This window comes from Mycobacterium sp. (assembly GCF_050701675.1).
In the GTDB taxonomy this organism is placed as follows: domain Bacteria; phylum Actinomycetota; class Actinomycetes; order Mycobacteriales; family Mycobacteriaceae; genus Mycobacterium.
The window spans coordinates 1-14,303 of sequence record NZ_JBOGDD010000907.1 but is presented as its reverse complement, the minus strand read 5'-3'; the positions used below and the strand labels follow the sequence as shown (position 1 = coordinate 14,303).

Here is a 14,303-nt window from a genome sequence, read left to right as displayed (position 1 = left end):
TGATCTCACTGTCCACGCTCGGCGCCATGGCCGTCGCCCTGCGACGCCCACGCAAGCCGCGGCGCGTGATCGGCGTGGCCGTCATCGCGACGCTGTTCTTCGCGCTGGGCAACGCCATCCTCGTCATCCCGCTCGGCCTGGTGCCGAGCTGGCTGGCGCTGGCGTCCACCGGATTCGACGTGCTGCTGCTCGGTATCGCCGTCGCGCTGTGGGACGCGTTCGACGAGGGGCACGCGCTACGGGCCGACATGCTGCGGTCGTTCACCGGCAGCGTCGTCGTCGCCGTGCTCTTCGGCGGGCAGGTGCTCGTCGGCATGGCGGTCACCGACGAGCACGCCGCGCTGTCGGTGCTGTTGTTCACCAGTCTCGCCGTCGCGATCGGGATCAACGTCATGGCCGACCCGCTCGCCGGGGTGCTCGACCGGCTCGCCTTCTCGTCCTCGCCCGCGCTGCGCGCCGACCGCGCCGCACTGCGTCGCACGGAGTCCGCGCTGCCACTGCGGTCGGAGAGCCCGCTCGACGGCGTGGACGACGACACCTTCGTCCGCCTCACCCGCCGGGCGCTCGGCCACTATGGCGATCTGTCCAAACTCGTCGCCAGCCCGCTGACCGCGCTGCCGCTCATCGACGAGCGGCTGGCAGAGCGTGGCGCGCCCGATCAGCCGCTGGAACGGGCCAACGAGTTGCGAGCACTGCTCGCCGACCGCATCGCCGCGCTCAAGCCACGTGACGGCGCGGGTTTCGGCGTCACCGAGCAGTGGCGGCACTACAACTCGCTGTACTTCCCGTACGTCGTCGGGGTGCGGGCGTACGCGCAGAATGCGACCGCCGCGGGTCTGGACCCGGTCGCGCGGCAGGCCTGGCAGTGGTTCGTGACCGAGGTGCCGCAGCGCTCGCTGCACAACTGGCAGAACGCGGCGGCCCGCGTCATCGCGGCGGATCTGCGTGGCACGACGGTGTCATCGACGTTCTGACCTGGCGATGGCAGTGATTGGCAGCAATGGGCGTCGATCTGGCAGTGCCCCCTGAGCAGCATCGGTGTTGACCGAGACCTCAACGCCGAGGAGTTCACGATGACCGCCACCATCACCACCAAACCATTGGCCGACAGTTCGGATAGCCTGCTGCGCTTCGCCATGCGCGCCGACGCCACCCTGTGCGCAGGCCTCGGCCTGCTCGTCGCGATGGCCGCCGACCCGCTCTCCCGGCTGTCGGGTCTCACGGCCGTATCCGAGTGGATCGCGGGCGCCGCGCTCGTCGGCTACGGCGTCGCCCTGTACGTCATGGCTGCGGCATCCTTCGTCCGGCGCATCGGGATCGGCATCGTCGTGGCCAACGTCGTCTTCGCCGTCGTAGCCGTGTCGGTTCTGGTGGCTGGCGTGCTGCCGCTGACCGGAGCGGGCGTCGCCATGATGCTGGCCACCGTCGCCGCGACACTCGGGCTCGCGTACCTGCAATACCTCGGAGTGCGCCGTCTGGCGTGACTCCCTACGAACCGGTGCGCGGCCGCCCGCCGCAAGAGGTTACGGCGTGCGGCCCGCACCGGCCTCATCGTTCACATCAAAGGAGAAGGGAAGATTCATGACTGCCATCACCATCCCCGCCACCGCGATCGCCAAGGACGCGTTCCTGAGGTTCGCCATGCGACTCGACGCCGTACTCACCGGACTCATGGGCATCGCAGGCGTCGCCGTTGCACCGCGCATCGCCGAACTGTCCGGCACCACGCCCGCGCTCGAATACTCGATGGGCACCCTGTTCATCGCCTACGGCGTTGCGGTGATCGCGCTGTCGCTGATGAAGCACGTCCGTAGGCCGGGCGTCTTCTTGGTGATCGGGAACGTCGTCTACACCGTGGCGGCGGTGGCCATCGTCCTGGCCGGCGTCTGGCCGCTCACCACCATGGGCGTCGTCCTCACCCTCGGCAGTGGCGTCTACACGCTGGTGATGGCCGATCTGCAGTATCTCGGCCTGCGCCGCATGCGCGCCTGACCCTGGCGATCTCGGCGCGCTCCGTAGCGGTCACCGCAACTGAGCGCGCCGAACTCGCGGGGGTGGGGGTCTAGAGCTTGCGCAGGCGCAGCCGGTTGATCGCGTGGTCGGCGTCCTTGCGCAGCACCAGCGTGGCGCGCGGCCGCGTCGGGAGGATGTTGTCGATCAGGTTGGGGCGGTTGATCGAATGCCAGATGTCGCGCGCCGCGAACTCGGCCTGCTCGTCGGTCAGCGTCGAGTAGTGGTGGAAGTGCGACTGCGGGTCGGCGAACGCCCCAGCCCGCATGGCCAGGAAGCGCGACACGTACCAGCCCTCGATGTCCTCGATGCGCGCGTCGACGTACACCGAGAAGTCGAACAGGTCCGACACCATGAGCGCGGGGCCGGTCTGCAACACGTTGAGACCCTCGAGGATGAGGATGTCGGGGTGTTTGATCTCCATCTGCTCGCCGGGAACGATGTCGTAGAGCAGGTGCGAATACACCGGCGCGCACACCTGGTCGGATCCCGACTTGACCGCCGTGACGAACCGCATCAGCCCGCGACGGTCGTAGCTTTCGGGAAAGCCCTTGCGGTGCATCAGGTTTCGGCGCGACAACTCGGCGTTGGGGTAGAGGAATCCGTCGGTGGTGACGAGGTCGACCCGAGGGTGGTGCTCCCAGCGGGCCAGCAGCGCCTGCAGCACGCGTGCGGTGGTGGACTTGCCAACGGCGACGCTGCCCGCCACCCCGATCACGAAGGGCACCGGACGGTCGGGATTCTGCTGGGGTTCGCCGAGGAACTCGGCCGTCGTCGCGAAGAGTCGCTGTCGGGCGGCGACCTGCAGGTGGATCAACCGGGCCAGCGGAAGATAGACCTCTTCGACTTCCAGCAGGTCCAGTTGTTCGCCGAGGCCGCGAAGCCCGAGGAGCTCACTCTCGGTCAGCTTCAACGGAGTCGACATGCGCAGCGAACGCCACTGACTCCGGTCGAACTCGACGTACGGACTCGGCTCGCTCGTCCGCGCCATGCAGTCAGTCTTGCACTTACGGTTGAGGGCATGGACGCCACCACCGTCATCCGCGAGTATCTGCTCCTCGGTCTGAGGTTCGACCGGGTCGAGGAGGGCTACGTCGACTCGTTCACGGGCGATCCCGCGCTGCGGGCCGTCGTCGGTGCCGAACCGCCGCCCCAACCCGCCGAGCTGGCCCGTCGGGCCCAGACGTTGATCGCCGAGCTGCCCGGCGCCGACGGCCTCGATCCGCAGCGGGCCGACTACATCGCCGCACACCTGAGGGCGCTGGCGTGTGCGGGACGCAAGTTCGCTGGCGAGAACGTCGGCTTCGTGCAGGAGGTGCACGACTACTTCGACGTCGACATCGCCAAGGGCGATCCGGAGAAGTACGGCGAGGCCCATCGCAAGCTCGACGAGGCGCTCGGCGGGACGGGTCCGCTGGCCGACCGGATGCAGGCCTACCGCAGCGGTGAGGAGATCCCGCCGGAGCGCCTCGAGGAGTGCATCCACGCGTTCTCCAGCGCGTTGCGGGACAGGGTGCGCGCGGACTTCCCGCTGCCGGACGCCGAAACCATCGTCTACGAGATCGTCACCGACAAGCCATGGTCGGGCTTCAACTACTACGAGGGCGACTACCGGTCCACGGTCGCCGTGAACGCCGACCTCAAACAGCAGATGTCGGGTCTGCCGAGGCTGGTCGCCCACGAGTCCTATCCCGGCCACCACACCGAGCACTGCCGCAAGGAAGCCGGGCTCGTCGCGCGCCAGGGTCAGACTGAGCAGACGATCTTCCTGGTGAACACCCCGCAATGCTTGATGGCCGAGGGCTTGGCCGACCTCGCGCTGTATGCCGCGATTGGGCCCGACTGGGGTGCCTGGGCAACGGAGATCTACGCCGATCTGGGCCTGCGGTTCGACGGGGAGCGCGCGGTCGCGGTCGCGCAGGCGTCCGCCGCACTGGCCGACGTCCGCCAGGACGCCGCGCTGATGCTGCACGACGAGCACCGCGACGTCGACGACGTCGTCGCGTTCCTTCAGCGGTGGCAACTGACCAGCGAGACCCGGGCCCGTCAGTCGCTGCGTTTCCTGTCGTCGCCGCTATGGCGGGCCTACACGAGCACCTACGTCGAGGGTTACCGGCTGCTGCGGTCCTGGCTGGATGCGCGGCCCGCCGACGTCACGCTCACCGAGCGGTTCGGAAGGCTGCTCGACGAGCCGCTGGTCCCGTCGGCGCTGCGGGTGGACGTCGCATGAGTCGCTCGTAGCCGGGCACATCGAACACCCATCCCAAGAGAGACGCACGAGGCGTGTGTGACCCGAGACCGTCCGGGTCATGACCAGACGGCAGCGTGGCCGGTTTAGGCTGGTCCCATGACCTCCGACTCAGTGATCACACCTACTCCTGCGCTGGGCGCCGAGTACGCCGAGACCGCGAGCGCCGCGTACCAGGCCGCGTTGCAGGTCATCGAATCCGTCGAGCCCCGCATCGCCGCTGCGACGCGCAAAGAGCTTGCCGATCAGCGTGATTCGCTCAAGCTGATCGCCAGCGAAAACTACGCCTCACCCGCCGTGCTGCTGACCATGGGGACGTGGCTCTCTGACAAGTACGCCGAGGGCACCATCGGGCACCGCTTCTACGCCGGCTGCCAGAACGTCGACACCGTCGAGACGCTCGCCGCGGAGCATGCCCGCGAGCTGTTCGGCGCGCCCTACGCCTACGCCCAGCCGCACTCCGGCATCGACGCCAACCTCGTCGCGTACTGGGCCATCCTCAACACCCGCGTCGAGACGCCGGGCCTGGCGGAGCTCGGCGCCAAGAGCGTCAACGACCTGTCCGAGGCGGACTGGGAGACGCTGCGCGGCAAGCTCGGCAACCAACGGTTGATGGGGATGTCGCTGGACGCGGGTGGTCACCTGACTCACGGCTTCCGGCCCAACATCTCCGGCAAGATGTTCCACCAGCGCAGCTACGGCACCGACCCCGAGACGGGGCTGCTCGACTACGCCAAGGTGGCCGCTGCGGCGCGCGAGTTCAAGCCGCTGGTCCTGGTGGCCGGGTACTCGGCCTACCCGCGGCGGGTGAACTTCGCCAAGATGCGCGAGATCGCCGACGAGGTCGGTGCCACGTTCATGGTCGACATGGCTCACTTCGCAGGGCTGGTGGCGGGCAAGGTGTTCATCGGCGACGAGGATCCGGTGCCCCACGCGCACATCACCACGACGACGACGCACAAGTCGCTGCGTGGCCCTCGCGGCGGTCTGGTCCTGGCCACCGAGGAGTACTCGGCGGCCGTCGACAAGGGTTGCCCGATGGTGCTCGGCGGGCCGCTGTCTCACGTGATGGCGGCCAAGGCCGTCGCGCTCGCGGAGGCGCGCCAGCCGTCATTCCAGGAGTACGCGCAGCGCATCGCCGACAACGCCAAGGCGCTGGCCGAAGGTTTCCTCAAGCGCGGCGCGCAGCTGGTCACCGGCGGCACCGACAACCACATCGTGCTGCTCGACGTCACCTCGTTCGGCCTCACGGGGCGTCAGGCCGAGTCCGCCCTGCTGGACTCCGGCGTCGTCACCAACCGCAACTCGATCCCCGCCGACCCCAACGGGGCCTGGTACACCAGCGGCATCCGGTTCGGCACGCCTGCGTTGACCTCCCGCGGCTTCGACGGCGCCGACTTCGATCGTGTGGCCGAGTTGGTCGTCGACGTCCTGAAGAACACCCAGCCCGAGGGTTCCTCGAAGGCGAAGTACAAGCTCGCCGACGGAACCGCCGACCGCGTGCACGCCGCATCGGCCGAACTGCTGAACGCGAATCCGCTCTACCCCGGCCTCACACTCTGAAGACTTTGAGACGCTGACACGCCCGATCCGATTTCGGAGAATGTGTGTCCACGGGTTACAGTTAGTTTCATGGGAGACAAGCCGGTAGCCAACGCGCTGACCCTGGAACTCGAGCCGGTGGTGGGGGAGAACCTCGTGCGCCACATCGCGACCGAGGAGCCCTGGTACGCGCACGACTACGTGCCGTTCGAGCAGGGCGAGAACTTCGCCTTCCTGGGCGGCAAGGACTGGGATCCGTCGTCGGTCACGCTGCCCAAGCACATCACCGATGCCCTCGAGATCCTGCTCATCACCAAGGACAACCTCGCCGGGTACCACCGTGAGCTCGTCGAGCACTTCATCCTCGACGACAGGTGGGGTCGCTGGCTGGGCCGCTGGACCGCCGAGGAACACCTTCACGCCGTCGCGGTGCGCAATTACCTGGTGGTGACCCGCGAGATCGACCCCAGCGCCAATGAGGACGTCCGCGTCGAGCACGTGATGAAGGGCTACCGCGCCGATTCGTACACCCAGATCGAGACGCTGGCCTACATGGCCCTGCTCGAGCGGGCCCACGGCGTGTACTGCCGCAACCTCGAGGCCCAGATCACCGAACCGGTGCTGAAGAAGATGGTCGGTCGGATCGCAAGGGACGAGGAGCGTCACTCGGAGTTCTTCGCCAACCTCGTCGCTTACTGCGTGTCATTCACGCGGGACGAGACGATCGACGCGATCGCCAAACGCGCTGCCGGTTTCGAGGCGATCGGGGCCGACATCGACGCCTATCGCGACAAGGTGCGCGTGGTCGCCGAGTCGGGGATCTTCGACGACGCGGCGCGGCGCAAGGTCATCTCCGATCTCGTTGCCGAATGGGGTCTCGCGGACGTCCCCGCGCTGGCGGAATTCACCGCCCAGTAGTTAACCGACTGGACACATTTCGGCCACGGCGCGCCTGCGCGGCGCATTCGTCGCGACGGGGGTAGCGTCGCTTTCGATGGCCGACATGCTCTGCTATCCGGGCGGTACCCGTCGTTTCGACGAAGATGGGACCGGCCCCGGTCCTGGTACCGCGGTATCCGCCGAGGGAGTTCGTGCGGTGCCGCACGGGCCTAGGAGCGCCACGTGACTGATTCGTCCGTTCGGACCTATGTGCTCGACACCTCCGTGCTGCTGTCCGATCCCTGGGCGTGCAACCGCTTCGCCGAACACGAAGTGGTCGTCCCGCTCGTGGTCATCAGCGAGCTGGAAGCCAAACGACACCACCACGAGCTGGGTTGGTTCGCGCGGCAGGCTCTGCGGATGTTCGACGATCTTCGGCTCGAACACGGACGCCTCGATCAGCCCATTCCCATTGGCACCCAAGGCGGTACGCTCCAGATCGAGCTCAATCACAGCGACCCCACAGTTTTGCCTGCCGGCTTCCGCACCGGGACCAACGACGCCCGCATCCTCACCTGTGCCGCCAACCTCGCCGCCGAGGGCAAGCTGGTGACGCTGGTCAGCAAGGACATCCCGCTGCGGGTCAAGGCAGGCGCCGTCGGACTACCCGCCGACGAGTACCACGCCCAGGACGTCGTGACGTCCGGCTGGACGGGAATGGCCGAGGTCGACGCCGCGTCCGAGGATATCGACACGCTGTTCTCCGATGGCGAGATCGACCTGGAGGAGGCTCGAAACCTTCCCTGCCACACGGGTGTTCGACTGTTGGGTGGCAACTCGCACGCCCTGGGCCGCGTCAACGCCGAGAAGCGGGTGCAGCTGGTCCGCGGCGACCGCGAGGTGTTCGGCCTCCGGGGAAGGTCAGCCGAACAACGCGTCGCCCTCGATCTCCTGCTCGACGAGTCGGTCGGCATCGTCTCCCTCGGCGGCAAGGCGGGCACCGGTAAGTCCGCCCTCGCGCTGTGCGCGGGCCTCGAGGCGGTGCTTGAGCGCCGCACACAGCGCAAGGTCGTCGTCTTCCGCCCGCTGTACGCCGTCGGCGGCCAGGATCTCGGATACCTGCCGGGTAGCGAGAGCGAGAAGATGGGCCCATGGGCGCAGGCCGTCTTCGACACGCTGGAGGGCCTCGCCAGCCCCGCGGTCCTGGAAGAGGTGCATGCCCGCGGGATGCTCGAGGTGCTGCCGCTGACCCACATCCGCGGCCGTTCGCTGCACGATTCGTTCGTGATCGTCGACGAGGCTCAGTCCCTTGAGCGCAACGTCCTGCTGACGGTGCTGTCGCGCCTCGGCGCCGGATCGCGGGTGGTGCTCACCCACGACGTCGCCCAACGCGACAACCTGCGGGTCGGGCGGCACGACGGCGTCGCGGCGGTCATCGAGAAGCTCAAGGGGCATCCGCTGTTCGCCCACATCACGCTGCTGCGCAGTGAACGTTCGCCGATCGCGGCTCTGGTCACCGAGATGCTGGAGGAGTTCAGCCCCGGCGCCCTGCCCTGATGCTCTTCATCCAGATAGTGCTCACGGCGCACACCACTCACACTTCGTCGCCGTGAGCGCTATCTGGAACCCCCGGTAGGCTGCCAGCGTGCGTAGGCGCCCCGACACCCCCGCCTGGTCCTACTGGCGGACCGTCATCGGCGTCTGCGCCGGTGTGGCCATCGTGGTGATCGGAAGCTGGACCGGGCACGTTGCCAAGGCCGACGAAGTCGACTGCTCGCAGTACAAGTGCATCGCGCTGACGTTCGACGACGGACCGAGCCCCTACACCGACCGGCTGCTCCAGATCCTCAAGGACAACGACGCGAAGGCGACGTTCTTCGAGATCGGCAACAAGGTGGCCGCCAACCCCGAGGGCGCCAAGCGCGTCGTCGAAGCGGGCATGGAGCTTGGCAGCCACACCTGGGAACACCCGAACATGACGACGATTCCGCCGGAGGACATCGCGGCGCAGCTCAGCAAGGCCAGCGACGCCATCGAGTCGGCGACGGGGCAGCGGCCGACGCTGGTCCGCACCGCCGGTGGCCTGATCAACGATGCCGTGCTCGCCGAGGCGAAGAAGCAGGGACTGGCCGACATCAACTGGGACGTCATCCCGTTCGACTGGGCCAACGACGCCAACACCGCGGCCACCCGCTACATGCTGATGACGCAGATCAAGCCGAATTCGGTGGTGTTGTTCCACGATGCGTACTCCTCGACCGTCGACCTGATCCAGCAGTTCCTCCCGGTGCTGAAGGCCAACGGGTATCACATGGTGACGGTCAGCCAGATGATCGGACCGCGGGCGCCAGGCAGCACCTACGGCAGCCGGGACAACGGCCCGCCCGTCAACGAACTCGTCGACATCCCGCCCGGCGAGATCCCGTCGCTGCCGAACACACCGTCGCCCGCGCCGATGCCCAACCTCCCGATCACCGACATCCCCGATCAGAACTCCGGCGGACCGAACAACGGCGCCTGACGATCTCGATGCACTCCAACACCGCGTTCGTCTTGACCGTTCTGGTGTTGTGCTATGCGGTGGTCTCGGGTCTGGTCAAGCGCTGGTATCTGGCGCCGGCTCTGATCTTCGTCCTGTTCGGAATCGTGTTGGGCCCCTTCGTCCTCGGTGTGGTGGACATCGGAACGGACGCCGCGAGCTTCACCGTCGTCGCCCAGTTGGCGCTGACGGTGATCCTGTTCAACCAGGCCGCGCAACTCGATCTGACGGTGGTGTTCCGACGCCGCGAGGTCACCTTCCGGTTGCTAGTGATCGGCATCCCTCTGGCCCTGGTGCTCGGCACGCTTACTGCGATATTGGTGTTGCCGGTGATGCCGCTGTGGGAGGCGGTGTGCCTGGCGGCGATCGTCGCGCCGACGGAAGTGGCGCTCATCGACGCGCTGCTCGAGGACGTGCGCATCCCGGATCGCGTCCGCCACGCGTTGTCCACCGAGAGCGGCTTCTACGACGGGTTCGCCCTGGCCGCCATGCTCGCCGCGCTGGCACTCGCCTCCGAGCAGAGCGACCCCGATGCCAATCGATGGAGCCTGTTCCTCGTTCGCACCGAGGTGGTGTCCGTCGTGGTCGGCGTGGGTGTCGGTCTCCTCGGTGGGTTGGTGATCACGCGGTCGCAGAGACGCGAATGGATGAGCGACACCTGGGCGCAACTGGCCACGCTCGCCGTCGCGCTGGTGTGCTTCCAGGTGGGGGAGCGGCTGCACGGCAGCGGCTTCGTCGCCGCGTTCGCCGGTGGCCTCGCCTTCGCGTTCATGGCCAAGCGCATCGGCGTCCCGACGGAGACGCAGGTGTCCGAGGCTGCCGGTCAACTGCTGGAGCTGATGGTCTTCGCCATGTTCGGCAGTTACGCGGTCGTCGTCGGTTGGCGCGACGCCGGCTGGCGAGTGGTGCTCTTCGCCGTGCTGGCGTTGTTCGCAGTGCGCATGGTGGCCGTGAGCGTGGCGCTGATCCGCAGCGACCTCCCCGCGCGGAACCGGCTGTTCGTCGGGTGGTTCGGACCGCGCGGCATCGGCACGCTGGTGCTGGGCCTGCTCATCGTCAACCGGGGCGAGATCCAGCAGGAGGCGTTGATCACTCAGGTAGTGGTCGTCACCGTGACGCTCAGCCTCGTCGTGCACAGCCTCACGGCGTGGCCGGGGATCCGGTGGCTGGTCACGGTCCCCGATGAGACGGGGGCGCCAGATGCGAGCCCGGCGCGAAACCCTCGGTGACGACACGTCGGTGCGCGAAGCGCCAGCCATCGTCGGTTTCCACGGCGACGTCACGGTAGGTGCCCCAGTGATCGAGCCCGCGGGTGCCGATGAACTGGAAACACGAATACGCCTTCGCGCTGCCGTCGGGCCGTGACTCGACGTAGATCGAACTCAGATGGTGACGGGCGGGCAGGAAGTCGGCGTCGCGGAAACGTCCTGCGGTATGGCGAAAGAACGCCAACACGGCGTCCACGCCGGTGTGTGGGACCGACCCCGTCGAGTTCCAGCACACCGTCCGGCGCGAACAGCTGCGCGAGCCGCTCGACCTTGCCGGTGTCGGCCAGGTACTGGTAGCTGGTCAGCAGGTGCGTGACGCCGAGCCGGACGTGCAGCGAGTCCTCCGTCACGGTGCCCCCTTCCCCGCCGAGCAGACACAAAAGCCCCTCACTTCGCCGGATTCAGGGGCTTTTGCGTCTGCTCGCGTGATGATGGTTCAGTCGCCATCCTTGACCTTGGCCATCTTCAACACGTCGAGCCGCTTGTCGAGTTCGGATTCCGACAGCTTGTCGCCGATCAGGCCGCGGTCGATGACGGTCTGCCGAATGGTCTTGCGCTCCTTGAGCGCTTCCTTGGCCACCTTGGCGGCCTCTTCGTAGCCGATCGCGGAGTTCAGCGGCGTCACGATCGACGGCGAGGACTCGGCCAGTTCCCGCAGGTGCTTCTCGTTGGCGATGAGGCCGTCAATGCACCTCTCGGCGAACAACTTCGACACGTTGGACAGCAGGGTGAAGGACTCGAGCACGTTGCGCGCCATCATCGGGATGTACACGTTGAGCTCGAACGCGCCGTTGCCGCCGCCCCACGTGATCGCGGCGTCGTTGCCGATGACCTGTGCGGCCACCTGGGTGACCGCCTCGGGGAGCACGGGGTTGACCTTGCCCGGCATGATCGAGCTGCCCGGCTGCAGGTCCGGCAGCTGAAGCTCGCCGAGGCCCGTCAGCGGACCCGAACCCATCCATCGCACGTCGTTGGCGATCTTGGTCAGCGAGACGGCGATGGTCTTGAGGGCGCCGGAGGCTTCGACGAGACCGTCGCGGGCGGCCTGCGCCTCGAATGAGTCGACCGCCGTGCGCAATTCGGCGATACCGGTCCTCTCGACCAGCACGTCGACGACCTTGGCGCCGAACCCGTCGGGCGCATTCAGCCCGGTACCGACGGCGGTGCCGCCGATCGCCAACTCGCCGAGGCGGGGCAGCGTCGCCTTCACCCGTTCGATGCCGGCCTCGACCTGACGGGCGTAGCCGCCGAACTCCTGGCCAAGGGTGACCGGCACCGCGTCCATGAGGTGCGTGCGGCCGGACTTGACCACGGTCCGCCACTGCCTGGCCTTGTTGGCCAGCGACTCGTGCAGCACCTCGAGAGCCGGAATCAGGTGCCGCACAGCGGCTTCGGTGGCAGCGATGTGCGTGGCGGTCGGGAACGTGTCGTTGGAGCTCTGCGACATGTTGACGTCGTCGTTCGGGTGAACCGTGACACCGTTGGCCGCGGCGATGCCCGCAATCACCTCGTTGGCGTTCATGTTCGAGCTGGTGCCCGAGCCCGTCTGGAAGACGTCGATGGGGAACTGGTCGTCGTGCAGGCCGTCGGCGATTTCACCGGCGGCGGCGATGATCGCGTCGGCCTTCTCGGCTGCGAGCAGACCGAGGTCCTTGTTGACCTGGGCGCAGGCGCCCTTGAGCAGGCCGAGCGCGCGGATCTGAGTGCGCTCGAGCCCGCGGCCCGAGATCGGGAAGTTCTCGACGGCCCTTTGGGTCTGCGCACGCCACAGTGCGGCGATGGGCACGCGCACCTCACCCATGGTGTCGTGCTCGATGCGGTACTCGGCGTCGGCTGTCTTCTCGACTGCGCTGTCGGCGGACATCTGCTCCCTGTTCGTTTGAATTCGGTTGGTGGCGAAGCGTTTCTACGGCAGTGGGTAGGCGGCGGTCTTGTCTCCGGTGAAGTCGACCGCGGAGTACTCGTTGAGCTTGGACAGGCGGTGGTAGGCCTCGATCATCCGGACGGTGCCCGACTTGCTGCGCATGACGATCGACTGCGTGGTGCAGCCGCCGCCGGAGTAGCGCACACCCTGCAGCAGATCGCCATCGGTGACGCCGGTGGCGGAGAAGAAGACGTTCTCCCCGGACACCAGGTCCTCGGTGTGCAGCACGCGGTCGAGGTCGTGACCGGCGTCGACGGCCTTCTGGCGTTCGGCGTCGTCGGTCGGAGCCAGGACCGCCTGGATGGCGCCACCCATGCAGCGGATCGCCGCTGCGGTGATGATGCCCTCGGGGGTGCCGCCGATGCCCGCGAGCATGTCGGTGCCGGACCCGGGTCGACAGGCGGCGATGGCGCCGGCGACGTCGCCGTCGGAGATCAGTCGGATGCGGGCCCCCGCCTCGCGCACGTCCTCGATGAGTTTGGCGTGGCGCGGCCGGTCCAGTACGCAGACCGTGAGATCGGCGACGCTGGACTTCTTCACCTTGGCCACCTGGCGGATGTTCTCGCCGATCGGCGCGGTGATGTCGATGACGTCGACGGCGTCCGGACCGACGGCGATCTTGTTCATGTAGAACACCGCCGACGGGTCGAACATGGCGCCGCGTTCGGCGACCGCGAGCACCGAGATGGCATTGGGCATGCCCTTGCTCATCAGCGTGGTGCCGTCGACGGGATCGACGGCGAAGTCGCAGTCCGGCCCGTCGCCGTTGCCGACTTCTTCGCCGTTGTAGAGCATGGGGGCGTTGTCCTTCTCGCCCTCCCCGATGACCACCACGCCTCGCATCGACACGGAGTTCACCAACTCGCGCATGGCGTCGACGGCAGCACCGTCGCCGCCCTCCTTGTCGCCGCGGCCCACCCAGCGGCCCGCCGCCATCGCGCCGGCCTCGGTCACGCGCACCAACTCGAGGGCAAGGTTGCGATCCGGAGCTTCGCGGCGAGATGGGGTCATGGGTCCAGATTCTCCCATTAACCGTTCGGAGTTTGGGAGCTGGGATACTGGCGGGGTGACCACACCCCAGGCGGCTCCGGAACCGAAGCCCGCCAAGTCGCGGCTCCGGCAGGACGGCCGCGACATGTTCTGGTCGATGGCGCCCCTGGTGCTCGCGTGCATCGTGCTGGCCGGGCTGCTCGGGATGTGCTCGTTCGCCCCCAACGGCCCAGGTCAGGGGCCTGTACCGGTCTATGACACGCCTGCGGCGATGAAGGCCGACGCCGAGGCGCTGAAGATTCCGATCCGGCTGCCGCAACTGCCCGGCAGCTGGCACGCCAACTCCGGTTCGCGGGGCAGCATCGACGGCGGCCGGACCGATCTGGCAGGCAAGCCGCAGCGGGCGGTGATCTCCCGCGTCGGCTATCTGGCGCCGACGGGCATGTTCATCAGCCTGATGCAGAGCGACGCCGATGAGCAGAGCCTGATCAGGTCCATCGACACCAACCTGGCACCGACCGGTACTCAGGACGTGAACGGCGTCAAGTGGATCGTGTACGAGGGCGGTGAGGATTCGCGGCCCGTTTGGACGGCGCGGCTGACGGGTCCGACCGGGCCAGCGCAGATCGCCGTGACGGGCCCCGCGGGTACCGACGAGTACCGTACGCTGGCAGCGGCGACAGAGTCGCAGCCGCCACTGCCCGTCAGCTAGGAGCCAGCCATGACCTCACGCAAGTCCGATGTCGCAGGCGGGGCGGCTCCGGAAGCCGACCTCACCGGATGGACCGTCGAGCCGTTCTCCGCGGAAGGTTTCACCTACGACGTCTACCGCAGGGGCGAGGGTCCTGGAGTGGTCCTGATCCCCGAGATGCCTGGTCTACACCCTGGCGTGCTGGCTCTCGG

The 14,303-nt window shown here is 67.7% G+C and carries 13 protein-coding genes and 2 pseudogenes; 11 read left to right on the top strand and 4 right to left on the bottom strand.

Annotated features, from left to right (window positions below):
* From ACRDUX_RS27465 to ACRDUX_RS27455, 3 genes are all read left to right on the top strand, one after another.
* A partial coding sequence (locus ACRDUX_RS27465) for a hypothetical protein (RefSeq protein ID WP_526418430.1) occupies nucleotides 1–974 on the top strand: 974 nt, incomplete at its 5' end.
* 99 nt (nucleotides 975–1,073) lie between these two features.
* Nucleotides 1,074–1,484 carry a hypothetical protein gene (locus ACRDUX_RS27460; protein WP_526418428.1) on the top strand — a complete coding sequence of 137 codons (411 nt, stop codon included), beginning with the start codon at nucleotides 1,074–1,076 and terminating at the stop codon, nucleotides 1,482–1,484.
* A 97-nt stretch (nucleotides 1,485–1,581) separates the two neighbouring features.
* The gene (locus ACRDUX_RS27455) at nucleotides 1,582–1,992 is read left to right on the top strand and encodes a hypothetical protein (RefSeq protein WP_526418426.1); all 411 of its coding nucleotides are present in this window, start codon (nucleotides 1,582–1,584) and stop codon (nucleotides 1,990–1,992) included.
* A gap of 70 nt (nucleotides 1,993–2,062) precedes the next feature.
* Here the strand turns inward: ACRDUX_RS27455 and coaA are convergent, their stop codons facing one another.
* A complete protein-coding gene (coaA, locus tag ACRDUX_RS27450) occupies nucleotides 2,063–3,001 on the bottom strand; it encodes a type I pantothenate kinase (RefSeq protein ID WP_526418424.1) in 939 nt (312 codons plus the stop codon).
* 30 nt (nucleotides 3,002–3,031) lie between these two features.
* Between coaA and ACRDUX_RS27445 the strand changes: the two genes are divergently transcribed.
* From ACRDUX_RS27445 to ACRDUX_RS27420, 6 genes are all read left to right on the top strand, one after another.
* Complete coding sequence (locus ACRDUX_RS27445; RefSeq protein WP_526418422.1) at nucleotides 3,032–4,240, top strand: DUF885 domain-containing protein; 1,209 nt, start codon at nucleotides 3,032–3,034, stop codon at nucleotides 4,238–4,240.
* Between the two features lie 117 nt (nucleotides 4,241–4,357).
* A complete protein-coding gene (locus tag ACRDUX_RS27440; RefSeq protein WP_526418420.1) occupies nucleotides 4,358–5,821 on the top strand; it encodes a glycine hydroxymethyltransferase in 1,464 nt (487 codons plus the stop codon).
* 69 nt (nucleotides 5,822–5,890) lie between these two features.
* Nucleotides 5,891–6,718 carry an acyl-ACP desaturase gene (locus tag ACRDUX_RS27435; protein WP_526418418.1) on the top strand — a complete coding sequence of 276 codons (828 nt, stop codon included), beginning with the start codon at nucleotides 5,891–5,893 and terminating at the stop codon, nucleotides 6,716–6,718.
* Between the two features lie 204 nt (nucleotides 6,719–6,922).
* Nucleotides 6,923–8,236: an RNA 5'-3' helicase PhoH2 gene (gene phoH2 / locus ACRDUX_RS27430; protein ID WP_526418416.1), complete on the top strand. Its 1,314-nt coding sequence runs from the start codon at nucleotides 6,923–6,925 to the stop codon at nucleotides 8,234–8,236.
* An 88-nt stretch (nucleotides 8,237–8,324) separates the two neighbouring features.
* A complete protein-coding gene (locus ACRDUX_RS27425; RefSeq protein WP_526418414.1) occupies nucleotides 8,325–9,200 on the top strand; it encodes a polysaccharide deacetylase family protein in 876 nt (291 codons plus the stop codon).
* A gap of 8 nt (nucleotides 9,201–9,208) precedes the next feature.
* Entirely contained in the window at nucleotides 9,209–10,447 is a 1,239-nt protein-coding gene (locus ACRDUX_RS27420; RefSeq protein WP_526418412.1) for a cation:proton antiporter domain-containing protein, read from the top strand.
* Here ACRDUX_RS27420 and ACRDUX_RS27415 read toward each other — a convergent pair.
* The 3 genes and pseudogenes from ACRDUX_RS27415 to glpX all read right to left on the bottom strand — a co-directional run bounded on the left by ACRDUX_RS27415 (nucleotide 10,389) and on the right by glpX (nucleotide 13,439).
* A pseudogene (locus tag ACRDUX_RS27415) lies at nucleotides 10,389–10,836 on the bottom strand (nuclear transport factor 2 family protein). The gene ACRDUX_RS27420 and the pseudogene ACRDUX_RS27415 overlap by 59 nt on opposite strands.
* An 86-nt stretch (nucleotides 10,837–10,922) precedes the next feature.
* On the bottom strand, nucleotides 10,923–12,350 hold the full coding sequence (locus tag ACRDUX_RS27410; protein WP_526418410.1) for a class II fumarate hydratase: 1,428 nt from the start codon (nucleotides 12,348–12,350) through the stop codon (nucleotides 10,923–10,925).
* A 42-nt stretch (nucleotides 12,351–12,392) separates the two neighbouring features.
* Nucleotides 12,393–13,439 carry a class II fructose-bisphosphatase gene (gene glpX, locus ACRDUX_RS27405; protein WP_526418408.1) on the bottom strand — a complete coding sequence of 349 codons (1,047 nt, stop codon included), beginning with the start codon at nucleotides 13,437–13,439 and terminating at the stop codon, nucleotides 12,393–12,395.
* Between glpX and ACRDUX_RS27400 the strand changes: the two genes are divergently transcribed.
* Together ACRDUX_RS27400 and ACRDUX_RS27395 are read left to right on the top strand one after the other, a co-directional pair.
* Nucleotides 13,420–14,112 carry a DUF4245 family protein gene (locus tag ACRDUX_RS27400; protein ID WP_526418406.1) on the top strand — a complete coding sequence of 231 codons (693 nt, stop codon included), beginning with the start codon at nucleotides 13,420–13,422 and terminating at the stop codon, nucleotides 14,110–14,112. The two genes, glpX and ACRDUX_RS27400, sit on opposite strands and share 20 nt — an antisense overlap.
* Nucleotides 14,113–14,121: 9 nt before the next feature.
* Nucleotides 14,122–14,303, top strand: a pseudogene (locus tag ACRDUX_RS27395) (dienelactone hydrolase family protein); the annotation flags it as partial.

Excerpts from the sequence above, each read along its gene's own strand:
- ACRDUX_RS27455 (WP_526418426.1), top strand. The coding sequence starts at position 1,582 with ATGACTGCCATCACCATCCCCGCCACCGCGATCGCCAAGGACGCGTTC.
- ACRDUX_RS27410 (WP_526418410.1), bottom strand. The coding sequence starts at position 12,350 with ATGTCCGCCGACAGCGCAGTCGAGAAGACAGCCGACGCCGAGTACCGC.
- ACRDUX_RS27435 (WP_526418418.1), top strand. The coding sequence starts at position 5,891 with ATGGGAGACAAGCCGGTAGCCAACGCGCTGACCCTGGAACTCGAGCCG.
- ACRDUX_RS27400 (WP_526418406.1), top strand. The coding sequence starts at position 13,420 with ATGGGTCCAGATTCTCCCATTAACCGTTCGGAGTTTGGGAGCTGGGAT.
- glpX (WP_526418408.1), bottom strand. The coding sequence starts at position 13,439 with ATGGGAGAATCTGGACCCATGACCCCATCTCGCCGCGAAGCTCCGGAT.
- coaA (WP_526418424.1), bottom strand. The coding sequence starts at position 3,001 with ATGGCGCGGACGAGCGAGCCGAGTCCGTACGTCGAGTTCGACCGGAGT.
- ACRDUX_RS27440 (WP_526418420.1), top strand. The coding sequence starts at position 4,358 with ATGACCTCCGACTCAGTGATCACACCTACTCCTGCGCTGGGCGCCGAG.
- ACRDUX_RS27445 (WP_526418422.1), top strand. The coding sequence starts at position 3,032 with ATGGACGCCACCACCGTCATCCGCGAGTATCTGCTCCTCGGTCTGAGG.
- ACRDUX_RS27460 (WP_526418428.1), top strand. The coding sequence starts at position 1,074 with ATGACCGCCACCATCACCACCAAACCATTGGCCGACAGTTCGGATAGC.
- ACRDUX_RS27420 (WP_526418412.1), top strand. The coding sequence starts at position 9,209 with ATGCACTCCAACACCGCGTTCGTCTTGACCGTTCTGGTGTTGTGCTAT.